This window comes from Dysgonomonas sp. HDW5B, from assembly GCF_011299335.1.
Lineage (GTDB): Bacteria > Bacteroidota > Bacteroidia > Bacteroidales > Dysgonomonadaceae > Dysgonomonas_A.
The window spans coordinates 3,784,050-3,802,532 of sequence record NZ_CP049858.1 but is presented as its reverse complement, the minus strand read 5'-3'; the positions used below and the strand labels follow the sequence as shown (position 1 = coordinate 3,802,532).

Here is an 18,483-nt window from a genome sequence, read left to right as displayed (position 1 = left end):
ATTATGAAGCACAAATTAATATTTGCAGTTCTTTGTATGATTCTATTTATTTCGTGTTCAACGGAAAAAGTAACAATCATAGTTGAAGAGAATCCTTCAACCCGTGTAACCTTTGGTATTGATAAATTAAAATCGGCTCTAGAAGAAGCTAAATATACAGTTTATATTAAAACTGTAAACGATAATAAAGACAGTCACGTTATTACCATCAGCGAGAATAAAACCGATTCACTGGCAAAAGAAGGATACACAATTAAATCCGAAAACGGCTCTATTCACATTAAAGGAAATGATGCTTCGGGCACACTGTACGGTTGTATTGAAGTGATAAAACAAATCAAAGAAGAGAAACAATTACCTGCTAATTTCAACATCACCGATAAACCCGAAATGGTTCTTCGGGGTTCGTGTGTAGGCGTACAAAAACCGTATTATCTGCCCGACAGAACGGTATACGAATATCCTTATACGCCCGAAACTTTCCCTTGGTTCTATGATAAAGCCTTGTGGATCGAATATCTGGATATGATGGTTGACAATAAAATGAACTCCCTATATCTATGGAACGGACATCCCTTTGCCTCTTTAGTGAAATTGGACGATTATCCGTATGCTGTAGAGGTTGACGATAAAACATTCAAGAAGAATGAAGATATGTTCGCATTCCTCACAGAAGAAGCAGATAAAAGAGGTATCTGGGTCATACAAATGTTTTACAATATCTTAGTATCAAAACCTTTCGCCGAACATCACGGCATTAAAACACAAGACAGAAGCCGCCCTATTACTCCTCTTATATCGGATTATACACGGAAATCGGTAGCTGCATTTATAGAAAAATATCCCAATGTCGGACTATTAGTTTGCTTGGGAGAAGCGATGGATACATACGAAGACGACGTAGAATGGTTCACTAAAACAATTATTCCCGGAGTACAGGACGGATTAGCTAAACTGGGAACGACCAATCAACCTCCGATAGTTTTAAGGGCACACGATACTGATGCTAAAATGGTGATGGAGGCTTCCCTACCCCTTTACAAGAACCTATACACCATGCACAAATACAATGGTGAATCGTTGACAACATACGAACCACGTGGTTCGTGGTCTAAGATACATACCGACCTTAGCAGTCTAGGTTCGGTACATATCTCAAATGTACATATTTTGGCTAATCTGGAGCCTTTCCGCTGGGGATCGCCTGATTTTATTCAGAAAGTGGTTCATGCTATGCATAATGTACATGGGGCAAATGCAGTTCATATTTATCCGCAAGCTTCTTATTGGGATTGGCCTTATACTGCCGATAAAACCGATCCTCGTTTAAAAGAAATAGAAAGAGACTGGATATGGTATCAGGCATGGGCTCGTTATGCGTGGGATGGAAACCGTGACAGAAGCGATGAGATCAAATACTGGACAAAACAAATCGGTAATATGTACGATTGCGGCGAAGCAGGAAAAGACATTCTCGAAGCTTACGAGCAGTCGGGTGAAATAGCACCTAAACTACTTCGCAAATTCGGTATTACAGAAGGAAACAGGCAAACTTTGTTATTGGGAATGTTCCTAAGCCAGTTAGTAAATCCAGCAAAATGGAAGGTATATCCCGGATTTCATGAATCGTGCGGACCCGAAGGTGAATTGCTAATCGATTATATGAACAAGGAATGGAACAAACAACCTCATGTGGGCGAAACCCCTCCTCAACTTATTTCGGAGGCTGTGGCACATGGCAATGCTGCTGTTGCTGCCATAGACAAAGCGGCATCTAAAGTAAGCAAGAACAAGGAAGAGTTTAACCGCCTGAAAAATGATATGTATTGTTATCAGGCATTTGCCAACTTCTTCTCGGAGAAAGTACAGGCTGCCATGCTTATACTTCAATATACACATTCGAATCGGGTTGCAGACTTAGAGAAAGCTATTCCTCATATCGAAAAAAGTTTGGAATACTACCAACAACTGGTAAATCTTACTAAAGATGCTTATCTGTATGCAAATAGTATGCAAACGGCTCAACGCCGTATTCCGATTGGAGGAGACGATGCGAAAAATAAAACATGGGAAGAATTGCTTCCTCATTATCAGGCGGAATTGGCAAACTTCAAGAAAAATGTAGAGTTTATCAAAAAGAATGGAAATTCTGACAATCAGACTTTCGATCTTTTAAAACCTGTTGAAGTGAAATTAGACAATAAAGACGGCATTGCTTATACGATCAAAAAAGGCGAAAAAGTTTTTTCGGACAAAGATTTTGTAATCGGAGATTTTTCTCCTGAACTGAAAAATATGAGACCCATCCGTTTTAGTCAGGATCAACAAGCCGAACAAGGTACAACTATATCTTTCGAGAGCCAAAAGCCTGTCAGCCTACTAGTAGGATATCTGAATACTGAACGTAAAGAATATGCCAAAGCTCCTACATTGGAAACTGATGCCAGTGCCAATCAGTACGAACAAGGAGATGTGAAAATAGCCAATGCCCTAGACATCCCCGGAAGGGGTTCTGTTAATATTCATACCTATACTTTTCCTGCCGGAAAAAATACGCTGAATCTGGGGAAAGGAGCTTTACTGATTTTCGGATTTATTGATGCAAGTCAAAAAATAACCCCTCACAACGCAGGATTTGGAGGTCAAGATGCATCGAGCAAAATCGACTGGCTATTTTATTGATAAATTACACTACCATGAAAAAAACATTCGTTACCATACTGCTGTGTATTACCTCTATATCGTTGCTGTCGGCACAAAAGACAGTTACCAAAGATGTAATGCGAAAAATATATGAAGAAGTAAAAACACCCTTCAAATATGGGCTGGTGCTTGCTCCTTCGGATAATAAGCGCAAAATGGATTGTCCAACTTTTTTTCGGGAAAATGGCAGATGGTATATGTCATACCTCGTTTATAACGGAAAATCAGGAAAAGACGGACGTGGCTATGAAACATGGCTTGCCGAAAGTGACGACCTGCTACAATGGAAAACACTTGGACGGATAATGTCATTCCCTAAAGCAGGAAGCGGCAGATGGGACGAAAACCAACGGGGTGGATATATCTCCTTAATTGATTACGAATGGGGCGGAAACTACAAGGCTCAGAAATACGATAATAAATACTGGATGTCATACTTTGGAGGGATTGGTCAAGGATACGAACAAGGCAGGCTCGAAGAGGGTATTGCTTACACCGATGGAGATATAAACAAAGCACACGAATGGAAATACTTTGAAAAACCTGTTCTCTCTCCTCTTGACCCTGATAAAGGTTGGTGGGAAAATATAACACAATACAAATCGTCCGTTATCTGGGACAAGAAAAAAACACTGGGTTACCCTTTCATTATGTATTACAATGCGGGCGGAGTCAATCCTGCCAATAATGTAAAGGCTGAACGTATCGGCATTGCCTTGTCAGAGGACATGGTCAACTGGAAACGCTACAAAGGCAACCCCATTGTAAACCACGAAGAAGGAATTACGGGCGATGGAGTGATTCAAAAGATAGGCGATGTGTATGTGATGTTCTATTTCAGTGCATTCCGCAAAGACCGCCCTTACAAAGCATTCAATACCTTTGCATGTTCATATGACTTAGTCACCTGGACTGATTGGGATGGTGAAGATTTGATTATCCCGTCTGAAAAATACGACAATCTTTTTGCACATAAATCGTACGTTGTGAAATGGAACGGAACGGTATATCACTTCTATTGTGGAGTAAACGAAAACAATCAGCGGGGAATTGCTCTAGCCACTTCTAAAGATATGGGCAAAAGCCTTATCCGCTTTCCAAAACCCGATAAAGAGACTTTCAGAAAAGAACTTTCGTTAAATGAGGGTTGGAAAACTACCGTCAATGAAACAGACAGAGATACTCACAAAGGCTTCGAAAATCCGCTTTATAACGATACTCAATGGGAACGGGTAAGTGTTCCTCACAATTGGGACAAATACGAAGGTATCCGTCGCTTGAAACATGGAAATAAGCATGGGTATTCGTGGTACAGAAAAACTTTCGATGTAGAAAAACAAGGCGAAAACAAACGATATTTTCTTTATTTCGAAGGTGTCGGTTCGTACGCAACCGTATTTGTGAATGGAAAGAAAGTAGGCTATCATTCGGGAGGGCGTACCACATTTACTTTAGATATAACCGATGTTGTCAACTTTGACAAGCCAAATATATTGGCGGTTCAGGCAGACCACCCTCCTATGATTTCAGATTCGCCTTGGGTATGCGGCGGTTGTTCGTCCGAATGGGGTTTTTCGGAAGGTTCTCAGCCTATGGGTATTTTCCGACCTGTAACTTTAGTTGTTACTGACGATGTACGAATAGAACCTTTCGGTGTTCATGCGTGGAATAACGAACCTACGGGTAATGACAAAAAAACATTTACGCTAAATGTAAATACCGAAGTCAAAAACTACAGTTCAAAAGAACGCACTTTCGAAGTTATTCAGAAACTGGTAGACAAAGACGGTATTCAAATAGAACGCATTACGGATAAAGTAACCTTAAAACCGAATGAAATAAAGACTATCAGCCAAAAGAGTAAGGACATCCAAAACCCGCATTTGTGGGATATCGAAAACCCGTATCTCTACAAACTGATAACGATGATAAAAGAAAACAGGAAAACCATAGACCAGGAAACAACCCCTTACGGTTTCCGGTGGATTTCGTGGCCTGTCTATCGGACGAATAGCGATCAACGTTTCTATCTGAACGGTAAGCCTGTATTCCTAAATGGTGTTTGCGAATACGAACATGTGTTGGGAGACAGCCACGCTTTCAGCGAAGAACAGATATTGTCACGCATCAGTCAAATGAAAGCCGGAGGATTCAACGCCTTTCGCGATGCACACCAACCTCACAACCTTATCTATCAGAATATGTGGGATAAAACAGGAATACTTTTCTGGACACAATTATCGGCTCACGTGTGGTACGACACACCCGAATTCAGAGAGAACTTTAAGAACAATCTTCGCGAATGGGTCAAAGAAAGACGTTCGTGCCCTTCGGTTATTCTCTGGGGATTACAAAACGAAAGCACACTGCCCGAAGATTTTGCCAAAGAGTGTACTGAAATTATACGTGAAATGGATCCCACTTCACCTTCACAACGCTTGGTTACAACCTGTAACGGAGGTACGGGAACAGACTGGAACGTGGTACAAAATTGGTCGGGAACTTATGGAGGCGACCCTTATAAATACGATAAAGAACTCAGCAAAAAAGAACAACTGCTCAACGGTGAATACGGTGCATGGAGAAGTATCGGACTACATACCGAAGGGGGATTTAAACAAGATGGAATATGGAGTGAGGATAGAATGATACTTCTTCTGGAAATGAAAATTCGACTGGCAGAACAAGCCAGGGACAGTGTTTGCGGACAATTCCAATGGATATACAATTCACACGACAACCCCGGTAGAATACAGAACGAAGAAGGATTTCGGGATATAGACCGCATCGGGCCTTTCAATTACAAGGGATTAGTTACTCCGTGGGAAGAACCTTTGGATGTATATTATATGTACCGCTCCAATTATGTGCCGAAAGAAGAATCGCCAATGGTACATCTGGTTTCGCATACTTGGAACCATCGCTGGACCCAAGCAGGCAAGAAAGACAGCATCATTGTATATTCGAACTGCGACGAAGTGGAACTCTTCAACGATGTAAAATCCGTATCGCTGGGCAAACTTACCAAAGGCGGAATAGGTACACATTTTCAGTGGGATAACGCGGATATTCGTTACAATGTACTTTATGCGGTGGGATACGTTAACGGAAAAGCCGTTGCCGAAGATTATATAGTTTTGGAAAACCTGCCTCAATCGCCCGATTTTGGCAAATTATATAAAAATGTAACGAATCAGACTTTACCCCAAGATGGATATAATTACCTCTACCGTGTCAATTGCGGAGGGGGCGATTTTACAGACGAAAACGGAAACCTTTGGTCTGCCGATGTACATAAAAAAGACGGGAATTACTGGGGATCTCTTTCGTGGACCGACAGGTTTGGTAACTTACCCAACTTTTTGGGCTCACAACGAGTTACCAAAGACCCTATTGAAGGCACTAAAGATTGGGAATTGTTCCGGACTTTCCGTTACGGTCGCCACGAACTGAAATACCAATTCCCCCTACCCGATGGCGAATATTTAGTAGAGATGTATTTTATAGAACCTTGGTGGGGAACAGACAGAAGTATGGATTGCGAAGGATACCGCATTTTTAACGTTGCAATAAGCGGAGATACTGTTCTGAAAAATCTGGATATCTGGAAAGAGGCAGGGCACGACAAACTACTGAAAAAGACGGTTAAAGCATCTGCTAAAAACGGATTACTCGAAATATCTTTTCCGAATACAACGGCAGGGCAAGCCATTCTTTCGGCTGTTGCTATCGCATCAACAAATCAAAGTATAAAACCTGCACCACAATCGCCTCAACTGATTACCAATGTAAAAGGAGGTACACAAAAATCATGGCTCGATACAGGTAAAGAGTTCAAAATACTTCCTCCGTTATTATACGGAGCAGAATATATAATTCCGAGCGTAGGTTCTAACGAGATCAGTTTCAGCCTGACAGACAATGCTGATATTTATATCAAAGAAGATACCGGTTTTGTAAAGAAATCATATCCTAAAAATGAGCCGATTACTATCAGTGGAAATAAACCAATAGTAGCCGTTCCTCAAATCGATTGGATAGAAGAACCAAACCTTCGCCCCGAGATTGCTTACGGAGCACAAGAGGCCATTACCAAAGGCAAAGGATGGGCAAAAGTGAACCATCGTAAAAAAGATGGAATGAAGATTACACAAAATGGAGAGCACAGCATTACATGGACTATCTCGCCCGGATTGGCAGGGGTGTATGCTCTCCGCTTCAAGTATATGAATGTGACTAAAGAACCTATTATTGCTAAAATTCAGGTACTGGCTTCGGATGACAGAGTAATGCGTGAAGATAATATTCAGTTTCCATCTGCTCCCGAAAAATGGCGTATGGTAAGCACCACCACGGGGGCGTATATCAATGCGGGGCATTACAGGATAGTAATCAGCGGCGAAAACCTGAACGGACTTTGGTTCGATGGTTTAGATATGCAATGAGGTCGTTGCGAGTTACAAGTTACAAGATAAGAGATACAAGATGAAAAAACTTTTAATTATATCGTTCCTAATAGCCAGTTTTTCGGGTTTCGCACAATACGACAAACCCGATTGGGAAAACTTATCGGTATTGGAGATAAACAGAGAAGATGCAAGAGCCGATTTTATTCCGTTTGCCAATACTCAGCAAGCACTGTTAGGCAACAGGGAAAAATCGCCTTATTTTATATCTCTCAACGGAAACTGGAAATTCAACTGGGTAAGCACCCCCAATAAAAGACCATTGGATTTCTATCAAACGAATTTCGATGACAGCCGATGGAAAACTATTCCTGTACCATCCAATTGGGAAATGCAGGGATACGGTACACCTATCTATGTAAGTGCAGGATACCCCTTTAAAATAGACCCTCCCCGTGTGATGGGCGAACCTAAAGCCGAATATACAGCTTTTAAAAAACGCAACCCGGTGGGATCGTATCGGCATTCGTTCGATCTTCTGCAGAACTGGAAAGATCGCCGTGTATTTATACATTTCGCAGGAGTACAGAGTGCCTTTTATGTGTGGATTAACGGCAAAAAGGTAGGATATAGTCAGGGAAGTATGGAACCCTCCGAGTTTGATATAACAGATTACGTTCAAAAAGGAAAAAACCAATTGGCAGTAGAAGTGTATCGCTGGTGTGATGGTAGCTACCTCGAAGATCAGGATATGTGGCGAACAAGCGGCATTCATCGAGATGTATTTCTCTACTCAACAAGCAATGTTCGTATTTCGGATTTTGCCGTGAGGACTGTTTTAGACAAAGACTACAAAGATGTAAGTCTGCAAATAAAACCCGAACTGAAATCGTACAAAGGAAATAAACTCGAAGGTTGGAATATCGAAGCTCAATTATATGATGCACAAAACAATCCTGTATTTGCAAATACTTTGAAACAGGATGCTCTACCCGTACTCAATACAGACTACAAAGCGGCAGTTATGAACGATCGAACACCTCAACGGGGTGCAGCTAAATTTGCATGGTTAGAAGCCAATGTTTCTGATCCGTTGAAATGGACAGCCGAAACACCCAACTTATATACTTTAGTTTTGAGTCTAGTAAACGATAAAGGCGAAGTCGTTGAAACAGTTCATACTCAAGTTGGTTTTCGTAGCATAGAAATAAAGGATGGGCAAGTCTTGATTAACGGAAACCCTGTTCGCTTACGCGGAGTAAATCGTCACGAACACGATCCTGCCACAGGGCGAAGCATCAGTTACGAACGAATGAAGCAGGATATTATCCTCATGAAGCAAGCTAATATCAATGCGGTTCGTACTTCCCATTATCCGAATAATACGCAATGGTACGAACTCTGTAACGAATACGGAATGTATGTTATGGACGAAGCCGACATAGAAGAACATGGCTTAAGAGGACAACTGGCTAACGATCCCGCATGGCATGCCGCATTTATGGATAGGGCTGTTCGCATGGCAGAACGAGACAAAAACCATCCTTCGATACTATGCTGGTCGATGGGAAATGAATCAGGTTATGGACCTAATTTTGCTGCTATATCAGCTTGGTTTAAAGATTTCGACCCTACCCGATTTATTCATTACGAAGGGGCACAAGGTACGCCTACCGATCCCAAGACGGTAGATGTAATCAGTCGGTTTTATCCACGAGTAGAGCAAGAATACCTCAATCCGAATATCAAGGCAGGGGAAGATAAAGAACGTGCCGAAAATGCCCGTTGGGAACGTCTGCTTAGTATCGCCCAAGATACGGTTGATAATCGCCCTGTGCTTACAAGTGAATATGCTCATGCAATGGGCAACGCTCTAGGAAATTTCAAAGAATATTGGGATGAAATATATTCTAATAAAAGGATGCTAGGAGGATTTATATGGGATTGGGTAGATCAGGGGCTATACAAAACCGACGAAAACGGCATCCGCTTTATGGCGTATGGAGGTGACTTCGGTGACAAACCCAATCTGAAAGCTTTTTGCTTTAATGGAATTGTATTTGCAGAACGCGAAACCACTCCTAAATACTTCGAAGTAAAGAAAGTATATCAGCCTGTACTTATCGAGCCATTAGTTTTAAATAAAGATGAAGCATCGTTATATGTAACCAATCGTAATCATCATATCAACCTCAACGAATACGAAATGAGGTGGCAAATTATTACCGATGGAGACACTATACAAAAGGGTATAATTGCTAATTTGAATCTTCCGGCGGGAGAGAAACGGGATATGCAATTACCCATAAAACCGATAAAAGTAAAGCCCAATTCGGACTATTGGTTACGAGTAAGTTTTCATCTGAAAGAAAATACGCTTTGGGCAAACAAAAGCTTTGAAATAGCTTTTGAGCAGTTTGGTATAGATGCCAGAGAAGAGTTAGCGGTATTAAGCGATAAAACACCTATCTCTAAAATTGATAGGTACGCTGATAGGATGGAAGTGCAGGGAAAAGATTTTTCCGCTGTATTTGATATGCAAAATGGCAATCTATCGTCCTTAAAATATAGTGGCAAAGAAATGATTGTCTCCCCTCTCATATTTCAAGGATACCGTGCCCCTATTGATAATGACAAAGGATTCGGAAACTGGCTTGCCAAAGACTGGAAACAGCAAGGGTTAGACAGCTTAAAACGAGTTGTAAAATCGGCTGAAATAGTAGAAGAGAACGGCTCATCTATCAAAATAAAAACCATTGCCGAAAGCTTTGCTAAAAATGGAAAATTCATTCACGAATGCCTCTGGACTATCAATGGAAATGGAAGCATAAAGGTCGATAATACCTTTACACCATCAGGAGATTTACCCGAATTGCCCCGATTGGGAGTTGTAATGTCGTTAAACAGCGATTTAGAAAATATTAAATGGTATGGTCACGGCCCTTACGAAAACTATTCGGATCGGAAGACAAGTTGCCCCATTGGAGTATATTCAAGTACCGTTACAGACCAATATGTACCGTATCCGCATCCACAGGAAACAGGCAATAAGGAAGGTATTCGATGGATAAATCTAACCGATAAAAACGGAAAAGGTATTTCAATCACCTCCTTATCCGAAAATATGTCGGGGTCTGCATTGCATTTTACGGCAGGAGATTTGGATGCTGCTACTCATGCTTATTTGTTGAAACCACGAGAAGAAGTGATACTTTCTCTCGATGCTATCATGTTGGGACTTGGAAATAGCAGCTGCGGACCGGGAGTATTAAAGAAATATGCTGTCGAGAAAAAAACACATGAATTGAAATTTGTTATCGAACCTTTGAAATGAAAAAACTATGAATAAAAAACAACTATTTCATTTTGTGCTATTCTTCGGAATCTTTATTTCGCAAAATGTAAACGCACAAAATAAAAACCAAACATTTAACGCCACCGAAACCGGCATACAATATCTGTCGGGGACAGGCTCGGACGATACTGTCGATTGGGAGTTTTTCTGTACCGATGGACGCAACAGTGGCAAATGGACAACTATTCCCGTGCCCTCTTGTTGGGAGTTGCAAGGTTTTGGCACATATCAATATGGAATGCCTTTTTATGGCAAACCCAATCCTCCAGGAATAGCCAACGAGCAAGGTAAATACAAATATAAATTTAAGCTGCCTAAAGAATGGGAAGGACGAACAGTTCGCATAGTGTTTGATGGGGTAATGACCGATGTTGAAGCTCAAATCAACGGTCGTCGTTGCGGATACCCTCATCAGGGAGCATTTTATCGGTTCAAAAGTGATGTCAGTGATCGCATATTTTTCGGGGAAAAAGAGAATACTCTTGAGCTAACCGTCAGTAAAGAATCAGCAAACCCAAGTGTGAACATGGCTGAAAGACGAGCCGATTATTGGAACTTCGGAGGCATTTTTCGCCCTGTATTTGTTGAAGCACTTCCCGCTCAGTTTATAGACCGCACAGCTATTGATGCAGATGCAGATGGGAGTTTTTATGCAGATGTATTTCTAGGTTTAGCAATGGGTAACAATACTAAAGTGGTTGCTGAGTTGACTGATATAGATGGAAAGTCAATCGGTAAGAATATTGAAACTCCCATCACAGGAGGATCAGATAAAGCTATTATCAAAGGGAAATTCGATAATATAAAGAATTGGACGCCTGAAACACCCAGTCTGTATTACATGAAATTTTCATTAATGCAAAACAATAAAGTACTGCACACCGTAACAGAACGTTTTGGATTTCGCACCATTGAAGTACGTCCGAGCGATGGTTTATATGTCAATGGTCAGAAGATTATGATAAAGGGAGTTAACCGTCATAGTTTTCGTCCTGAAACTGGAAGAACACTCAGCAAAAAAGACAATTATGATGATGTAAAACTCATCAAAGAAATGAACATGAACGCCATTCGCCTGTCTCATTATCCATCCGATCCCGACTTCTTAAAAGCTTGTGACGAATTAGGCTTGTATGTAATGGTAGAGCTTGCCGGATGGCATGGGAAATACGACAGCAATGTAGGTGCAAAACTTGTACACGAAATGGTGAAAAGAGATGTTAACCACCCATCTGTTACCTGGTGGGCAAATGGAAATGAGGGAGGTCATAATCTCGAAATAGATAAAGAATTTGCACCACTCGATCCGCAGAAACGACCTGTTTTGCATCCACAAAAAAACTTCGGTGGATTCGAAACCATGCACTACCGTTCGTATGGCGAAAGTCAGGAATATATGCGTTTGCCCGAAATTTTTATGCCTACCGAGTTTCTTCACGGCTTATACGATGGCGGTGCAGGTGCCGGATTGTGGGATTATTGGGAAATGATGCGTAAACATCCCCGTTGTGCAGGTGGTTTTATCTGGATGTTTGCCGACGAAGGAGTTGTTAGAACAGATCAAAACGGACGTATCGATAATGTGGGTAACTACGCGGCAGACGGTATTGTAGGACCTCATCACGAAAAAGAAGGCAGCTTTTATACCGTAAAACAAGTATGGTCGCCCATACAAATAATGACTACAAACCTACCCGATAATTTTGACGGTACTCTAAATATAGAAAACCGATACGACTTTACCAATCTGAAAGATTGCCGTTTCGTTTGGGTGCTTAAATCGTTCGATGGTGAAGCAAAAACAGTAAAGACGGGCGAAATTAAAGGCATTGATATTGCCCCTCATGCCTCGGGAACATTAAAAATAGACCTTCCCCGCGATTGGAAAAACTCCGATGCTTTATATTTTACAGCTTATAGCCCAACTAACGAAGAGCTATGGACATGGGACTGGCAATGGAAAAAGCCGACTGAATACTATTACTTTTCAAAAGGAAAGACCAACTTATCGGCAAAAGAGGAGGCTGATAACCTTATTGTAACAGCAGGTTCAACAATATTGACATTCAGCAAAAAAAATGGAGAATTAAGCTCTGTAAAGCAAAACAACAAAAATATTTCTTTTGGAAACGGACCCCGATTTATAGCTGCCCGCCGTAGCGATCGTTCTAAAGATGTGTTCTATAATTATGACGATGCTGAAGCACGCAGCAAAGAACGCATCTACACTGATATTTCGGGAGAAAACAAGTTAACTGATTTTACATTCAAAAATACTCCAGATAGCATCACAATTACTGCCGATTATTTTGGGAATATGCGTCAGGCACACTGGGTAATTAAATCGGACGGAACTATTCGATTAGATTACAGTTATCAATACGAAGGAGTTGTGGAACTGATGGGTATAAAATTTGATTATCCCGAAAATCAAGTCGTATCAAAACGATGGTTAGGCGAAGGTCCTTATCGTGTATGGCAAAACCGTTTACACGGAACAAATTTCGGAATATGGGAAAATGATTATAATGATCCTATTCCCGGAGAATCGTTTCTTTACCCCGAATTTAAAGGCTATTTCAATAATTGGAAGTGGGCAGATATCAATACCAGCGAAGGAATTATCTGCTTAGGTAATACTAACGAAAATAATTATCTGGGAGTATATACCCCTCGGGATGGTCGTGATGCCTTGTTATACACCATTCCTCAAAGTGGAATTTCTGTATTGAAAGTAATTCCTGCTGTAAGAAATAAAGTAAATGCGACCGATTTGGTAGGTCCTTCTTCTCAGGCTCAATGGGTAACAGGTTTGCAACAAGGCAGTATTTATCTGAAATTCGAAACAAGTAAAAGATTATGAGAAAAATATTATCAATCTGTTTACTGTTTTGCCTTAGCTTAAACCTAAGCTACGCACAAGACTTGCGTCAATTGTGGACATCGCCTCCCGAAGAGTCTAAATCGTGGGTGTTCTGGTACTGGATGCAAGGAGCAGTCTCAAAAGAAGGAATCACAGCCGATATAGAAGCAATGAAAGAAGTCGGAATAGCGGGAGCATATCTCATGCCCATAAAAGGAGTTCCCGAAAAACCATTCATCACCCCTATAGTTGAACAACTGAGTCCCCTTTGGTGGGAAATGGTAAAATTTGCTTTCGAAGAAGCCGACCGTGTAGGTGTGAAATTGGGTTTCCACATTTGTGACGGATTTGCCCTTGCAGGTGGCCCTTGGATTACACCCGAATTATCCATGCAAAAAGTAGTCTGGAGTAAGGCAAATGTAAAAGGTGGAACTATAACTGACTTATTACTTCCCCAGCCCGAAAACTACCAAGGGTATTATAAAGACATTGCCGTATTCGCCTATCCGACCCCACAGGGTGAAGGTATCTCAACAGAAACAATGAAACCCAAAGTAACGACTAATGTTTCTGATATTGATCCTCAGTTTTTAGCAGATAAAAACAGCGATGGTACTTTCCGCAGCGAATCGCCTTGTTGGATACAATACGCATTTGATAAGCCTTTCACTTGCCGAAGCGTGCAGGTACAAGCTCCACCTCGAAGCTTCCAAGGACAACGTCTTACTATTGAAGCCAGTGATGATGGTGTGAGTTTTCGCAAAATTGTACAATTAGAACCTCCACGCCAGGGATGGCAAAACGACGATTTTCCGATGACGAATAGCATACCCACTACAACAGCCCGTTATTTCCGCTTCTTGTATCATAAATCGGGAACAGAACCGGGCTCTGAGGATTTGGATGCTGCGAAATGGAAACAGTCTCTTAAAATAAAAGGGATTCGCTTATCATCCGAAGCACGCATACATCAATACGAAGGTAAGAGTGCACAGACATGGAGAGTTAGCCCACGAACAACCAATGAGCAAATAACAACAGACTTGTGCGTTGATCCTAAACAAATAATTGATATTACTCAATATCTGGATAAAGACGGAAAACTAAATTGGAAAGCTCCTAAAGGAAACTGGACTATCTTACGTATGGGGCATACATCAACAGGTCATACCAATGCTACAGGCGGAAAAGGAGCAGGACTGGAATGCGACAAGTTTAATCCCGAAGCCATCCGTTTACAATTTAATTCATGGTTTGGAAAAGCTGTAGAGGTATCCGGTGAAGATTTAGCCTCACGTGTATTGAAAGTATTCCATGTAGACAGTTGGGAGTGTGGCAGCCAAAACTGGTCGTCTAACTTTCGGGAGGAATTCAAAAAACGCAGAGGGTACGACATATATCCATATCTGCCTGTTATGGCAGGTATTCCGATAGAAAGTACCGAAACATCAGAAAGAATATTATACGATATACGCCAAACAATATCAGAATTGGTTGTAGATAAATTTTATGCTATATTGAAAGAGGAAGCCAATGCCAAGGGCTGTCAATTTAGTGCCGAATGTGTATCACCTACCATGATGAGCGATGGAATGATGCATTATAAAAATACCGATCTCCCTATGGGTGAATATTGGCTGCAAAGCCCTACACATGACAAACCAAACGATGTACTTGATGCTATTTCGGGAGGACACATCTATGGAAAGAATATCATTCAAGCCGAAGCGTTTACACAACTCCGTACCATGTTTGATGAGCATCCCGCCATGCTTAAATCTTTACAAGACCGACATTATGCGTTGGGAATAAACCGTCTGAGCTATCACGTAAATGTACTGAATCCGTGGCTCGACCGTCAACCCGGTATGACTTTAGATGGTATCGGTTTATATTTTCAACGTGACCAAACGTGGTGGAAATTGGGAAAAGCATGGGTAGACTATGCACAACGCTGTCAGGCACTATTACAATTTGGGAAACCTGTAATAGATATTGCCGTTTTCACAGGAGAAGAACTTCCTCGCCGGGCTTTACTTCCCGATAGATTAGTTCCTTTTTTACCCGGTATTTTTGGAGAAGAAAAAGTGCAACAGGAAAAAATACGCCTTGCCAATGTAGGAGAACCTACCCGTCAAATGCCTGTGGGAGTAAATCATTCTTCGAATATTACCAACGCTGAAAATTGGGTAAATGCACTGAGAGGTTATCAATACGACAGTTTTAACCCCGATGTACTTCTTAATTCAGCAAAAGTAGAAAATGGTCGCATTGTACTTTCTAATGGCATGAGTTATGCAGCGTTAGTTATTCCGGGAAAACATCCTATGCAACCTAATCCCGAGCGTATATCAACAGAAGTAGCTCATAAAATCAATGAACTTTCAGCACAGGGAGCAACTATATTGATGGGAGAACTTCCTTCTCAAACATTGAACTATAAAGAAAAGAAAGATCATGTAACCTGGAATAATTTCCGTGCAATGAACCTGCCCTATATGGATGAAAATTTCGATAAAATAGGTATAGAACGAGACTTTATTGTAAAAGAAAATAACTCTTCTCAATACGCTACAAATGTTGCTTACACGCATCGGCAAGGTAATGGTGTTGATATTTACTTTATATCGAACCAATTGGATACACTTCGACAACTTGAAATTTCGTTACGAACTTCGGGAAGAATACCCGAACGATGGAATCCTGTAACAGGTGAAATCTCAACCGATATTCAATGGAATATTCAAAACAAAAGAACGAATGTATCCTTAACACTAGACGCTAACGAATCGGTATTCATAGTACTAAAAACTCCGACTGACCAAATAAAAAACCAGTTGAAAGTAACTGAGATACATTCTCCTATTGTAATTAATACACCTTGGCAAGTATTATTCGATGAAAAATCACGAGGGACAAAAGAGCCTGTCATCTTTAACGATCTGACTGATTGGAGTACACATAAAAACGAGCAAATTCGTTATTACTCAGGAACAGCACTTTATCAAAATAACTTTAAATTGACTTCCGATCAAAAAACACGTTATTATCTCGAGATAGAAGAAGTTTGCAATTTAGCTGAAGTAAAAGTGAACGGAAAATCGTGCGGTATCATCTGGACAAAACCCTATAAAGTGGAAATAACCGATGCTTTAAAAAGCGGAAACAATACACTCGAAATATCAGTCGCTAATACATGGGCAAACCGCATAATGGGTGATGAAAATTTTGGTGCGGAGAAATATGACAGCCAAAAAATATGGACAAACGCCCGCTATCGACTTACTGAAAAAAATCTGGTCAAAAGCGGACTTATCGGAACTGTAAAAATCAACAGAATAAAATATTAATTATGAAAAAGATAAGCTCTTTTCTTTTGCTATTTATAATAACTTTGGCATTACATGCTGAACTTAAATTGCCTGCCATATTTAGTAATAACATGCTGCTTCAACAAAATACTGAAGTCAAATTATGGGGATGGGCAGACAAAGGACAAACCATAAATATCTCACAGTCATGGTCGAAACAAAAATATACGACTAAAGCAGATAATTCGGGAAAATGGAATCTGACAATACCAACACCTGCAGGTAGTTATCAAACGTATACTATTTCTATAGCAGATAATAAAAATAGTATCATTTTTAATAATGTGCTTGTTGGTGAAGTCTGGCTTTGTTCAGGACAATCGAATATGGAAATGCCCATGAAGGGATTTAAAAATCAACCTGTTTCGGGAAGCAATGAAGCGATCTTAAGATCTAAAAATAAAAACATACGGTTAATCACAGTTAAGCGTGCGTCTTCTTTAAGTCCTCAGGATGATATTATCGGAGAGTGGGCAGAAGCAACTCCCGAAACGATTAAAGAATTCAGTGCCACAGGCTATTATTACGGCAAATTATTAAATGAGATGCTGGATGTTCCTGTCGGATTGATTCTCTCAGCATGGGGAGGTTCTACAATTGAGGCATGGATGAGTAAAGATATGCTTTCAGGTTTTAATGATATAAAACTTCCATCATCGGAAGAAGACACCAAAATACCTAACCGAACACCAATAATGCTTTACAATAGTATGATAAATCCCATAGCAGGATATACAATTAAAGGATGTATCTGGTATCAGGGAGAGTCTAATTATGAACGCCCCGATCAATACTCTTTACTTTTCGAAAAGATGGTCAGCGAATGGCGTAAAATATGGAGGCAAGGAGAATTTCCTTTTTATTTTTGCCAGATAGCACCTTATAATTATGCTTCTATTGCTCCTATAGAAAAGCAAGGAGGTAAATTTAATTCTGCTTTTTTGAGAGAAGCACAGTATAAATCGGCACAAATAATTCCCAATTCGGGAATGGTTGTATTAATGGATATAGGAGAAGAAAAGTGCATTCATCCCCGAGATAAAAAAGTGGGAGGCGAACGCCTTGCAATGATGGCACTGGGAAAAACCTATGGAATGACAGGTTTTGCTTACGATAGTCCCACTTTCAAAGAAATGGTAATTGAAGAAAACAAAGCTATACTTTCGTTCGATAATGCACCTATGTGGCTCACTGCTTATGGTCAGGAATTAAAGCAATTCGAAATAGCAGGAGCCGACAAGGTTTTCTATCCGGCCAAAGCAGAAATTAAGCGCAGCAAAGTAGAAGTTTCTTCCGATAAGGTGAGTAAGCCTGTTGCGGTACGATACGCTTTCAAAGACTTTGCAGTAGGTGACTTGTTCAGTACCGAAGGATTCCCCCTATCCTCTTTTAGAAGCGACAATTGGGACGAATAAAAAAACTTAAGGTCTTGACCTTTTTATAGATTTGGCAAGTATGCGAGTAGTTGAGTTTATCTATAGTAAGAACAATAAACAGTCAACAAATCATAATAGAGGCTAACCTATGTTTCTGCCCGAATCGAAAAAAATAAACAAGAAAAAACAAAGCAGTAAAAAAGTGTCACTTTTGTAACCTTTGTAATCTTTTATATATTTAGTCTGATATACAGACATTTGAAAAACATTCAAAAGTGACACTTTTTAGTCATTTGACAGTTACTTTTGTCACTTGATTTGTTTACTTTTTGTAACGAATGAATGAGACCTTATAGTACAAGTTTTCAACTCCCGATTGATATTAAACAGAACTATAGCTAATTATAAC

6 protein-coding genes are annotated in these 18,483 nt (G+C 40.4%); all 6 read left to right on the top strand.

Annotated features, from left to right (window positions below; genetic code table 11):
• Positions 1–36 precede the first annotated feature (36 nt).
• Genes G7051_RS15530 through G7051_RS15505 form a run of 6 tightly spaced genes read left to right on the top strand, consistent with a single transcriptional unit; the run spans position 37 to position 18,113 of the window.
• Complete coding sequence (locus tag G7051_RS15530) at positions 37–2,682, top strand: glycoside hydrolase family 20 zincin-like fold domain-containing protein (RefSeq protein ID WP_255493388.1); 2,646 nt, start codon at positions 37–39, stop codon at positions 2,680–2,682.
• Between the two features lie 14 nt (positions 2,683–2,696).
• Positions 2,697–7,148 carry a malectin domain-containing carbohydrate-binding protein gene (locus G7051_RS15525; protein ID WP_166201688.1) on the top strand — a complete coding sequence of 1,484 codons (4,452 nt, stop codon included), beginning with the start codon at positions 2,697–2,699 and terminating at the stop codon, positions 7,146–7,148.
• A 40-nt stretch (positions 7,149–7,188) separates the two neighbouring features.
• Positions 7,189–10,443 (top strand): glycoside hydrolase family 2 TIM barrel-domain containing protein, encoded by a 3,255-nt coding sequence (locus G7051_RS15520; RefSeq protein WP_166201686.1) that lies wholly within the window; start codon positions 7,189–7,191, stop codon positions 10,441–10,443.
• A 7-nt stretch (positions 10,444–10,450) separates the two neighbouring features.
• Entirely contained in the window at positions 10,451–13,327 is a 2,877-nt protein-coding gene (locus G7051_RS15515; protein WP_166201684.1) for a glycoside hydrolase family 2 protein, read from the top strand.
• Complete coding sequence (locus G7051_RS15510; protein ID WP_166201682.1) at positions 13,324–16,677, top strand: glycosyl hydrolase; 3,354 nt, start codon at positions 13,324–13,326, stop codon at positions 16,675–16,677. Before G7051_RS15515 ends, G7051_RS15510 begins: the two co-directional genes overlap by 4 nt.
• Positions 16,678–16,679: 2 nt before the next feature.
• The gene (locus G7051_RS15505) at positions 16,680–18,113 is read left to right on the top strand and encodes a sialate O-acetylesterase (protein WP_166201680.1); all 1,434 of its coding nucleotides are present in this window, start codon (positions 16,680–16,682) and stop codon (positions 18,111–18,113) included.
• The last annotated feature ends 370 nt before the right edge of the window (positions 18,114–18,483 follow it).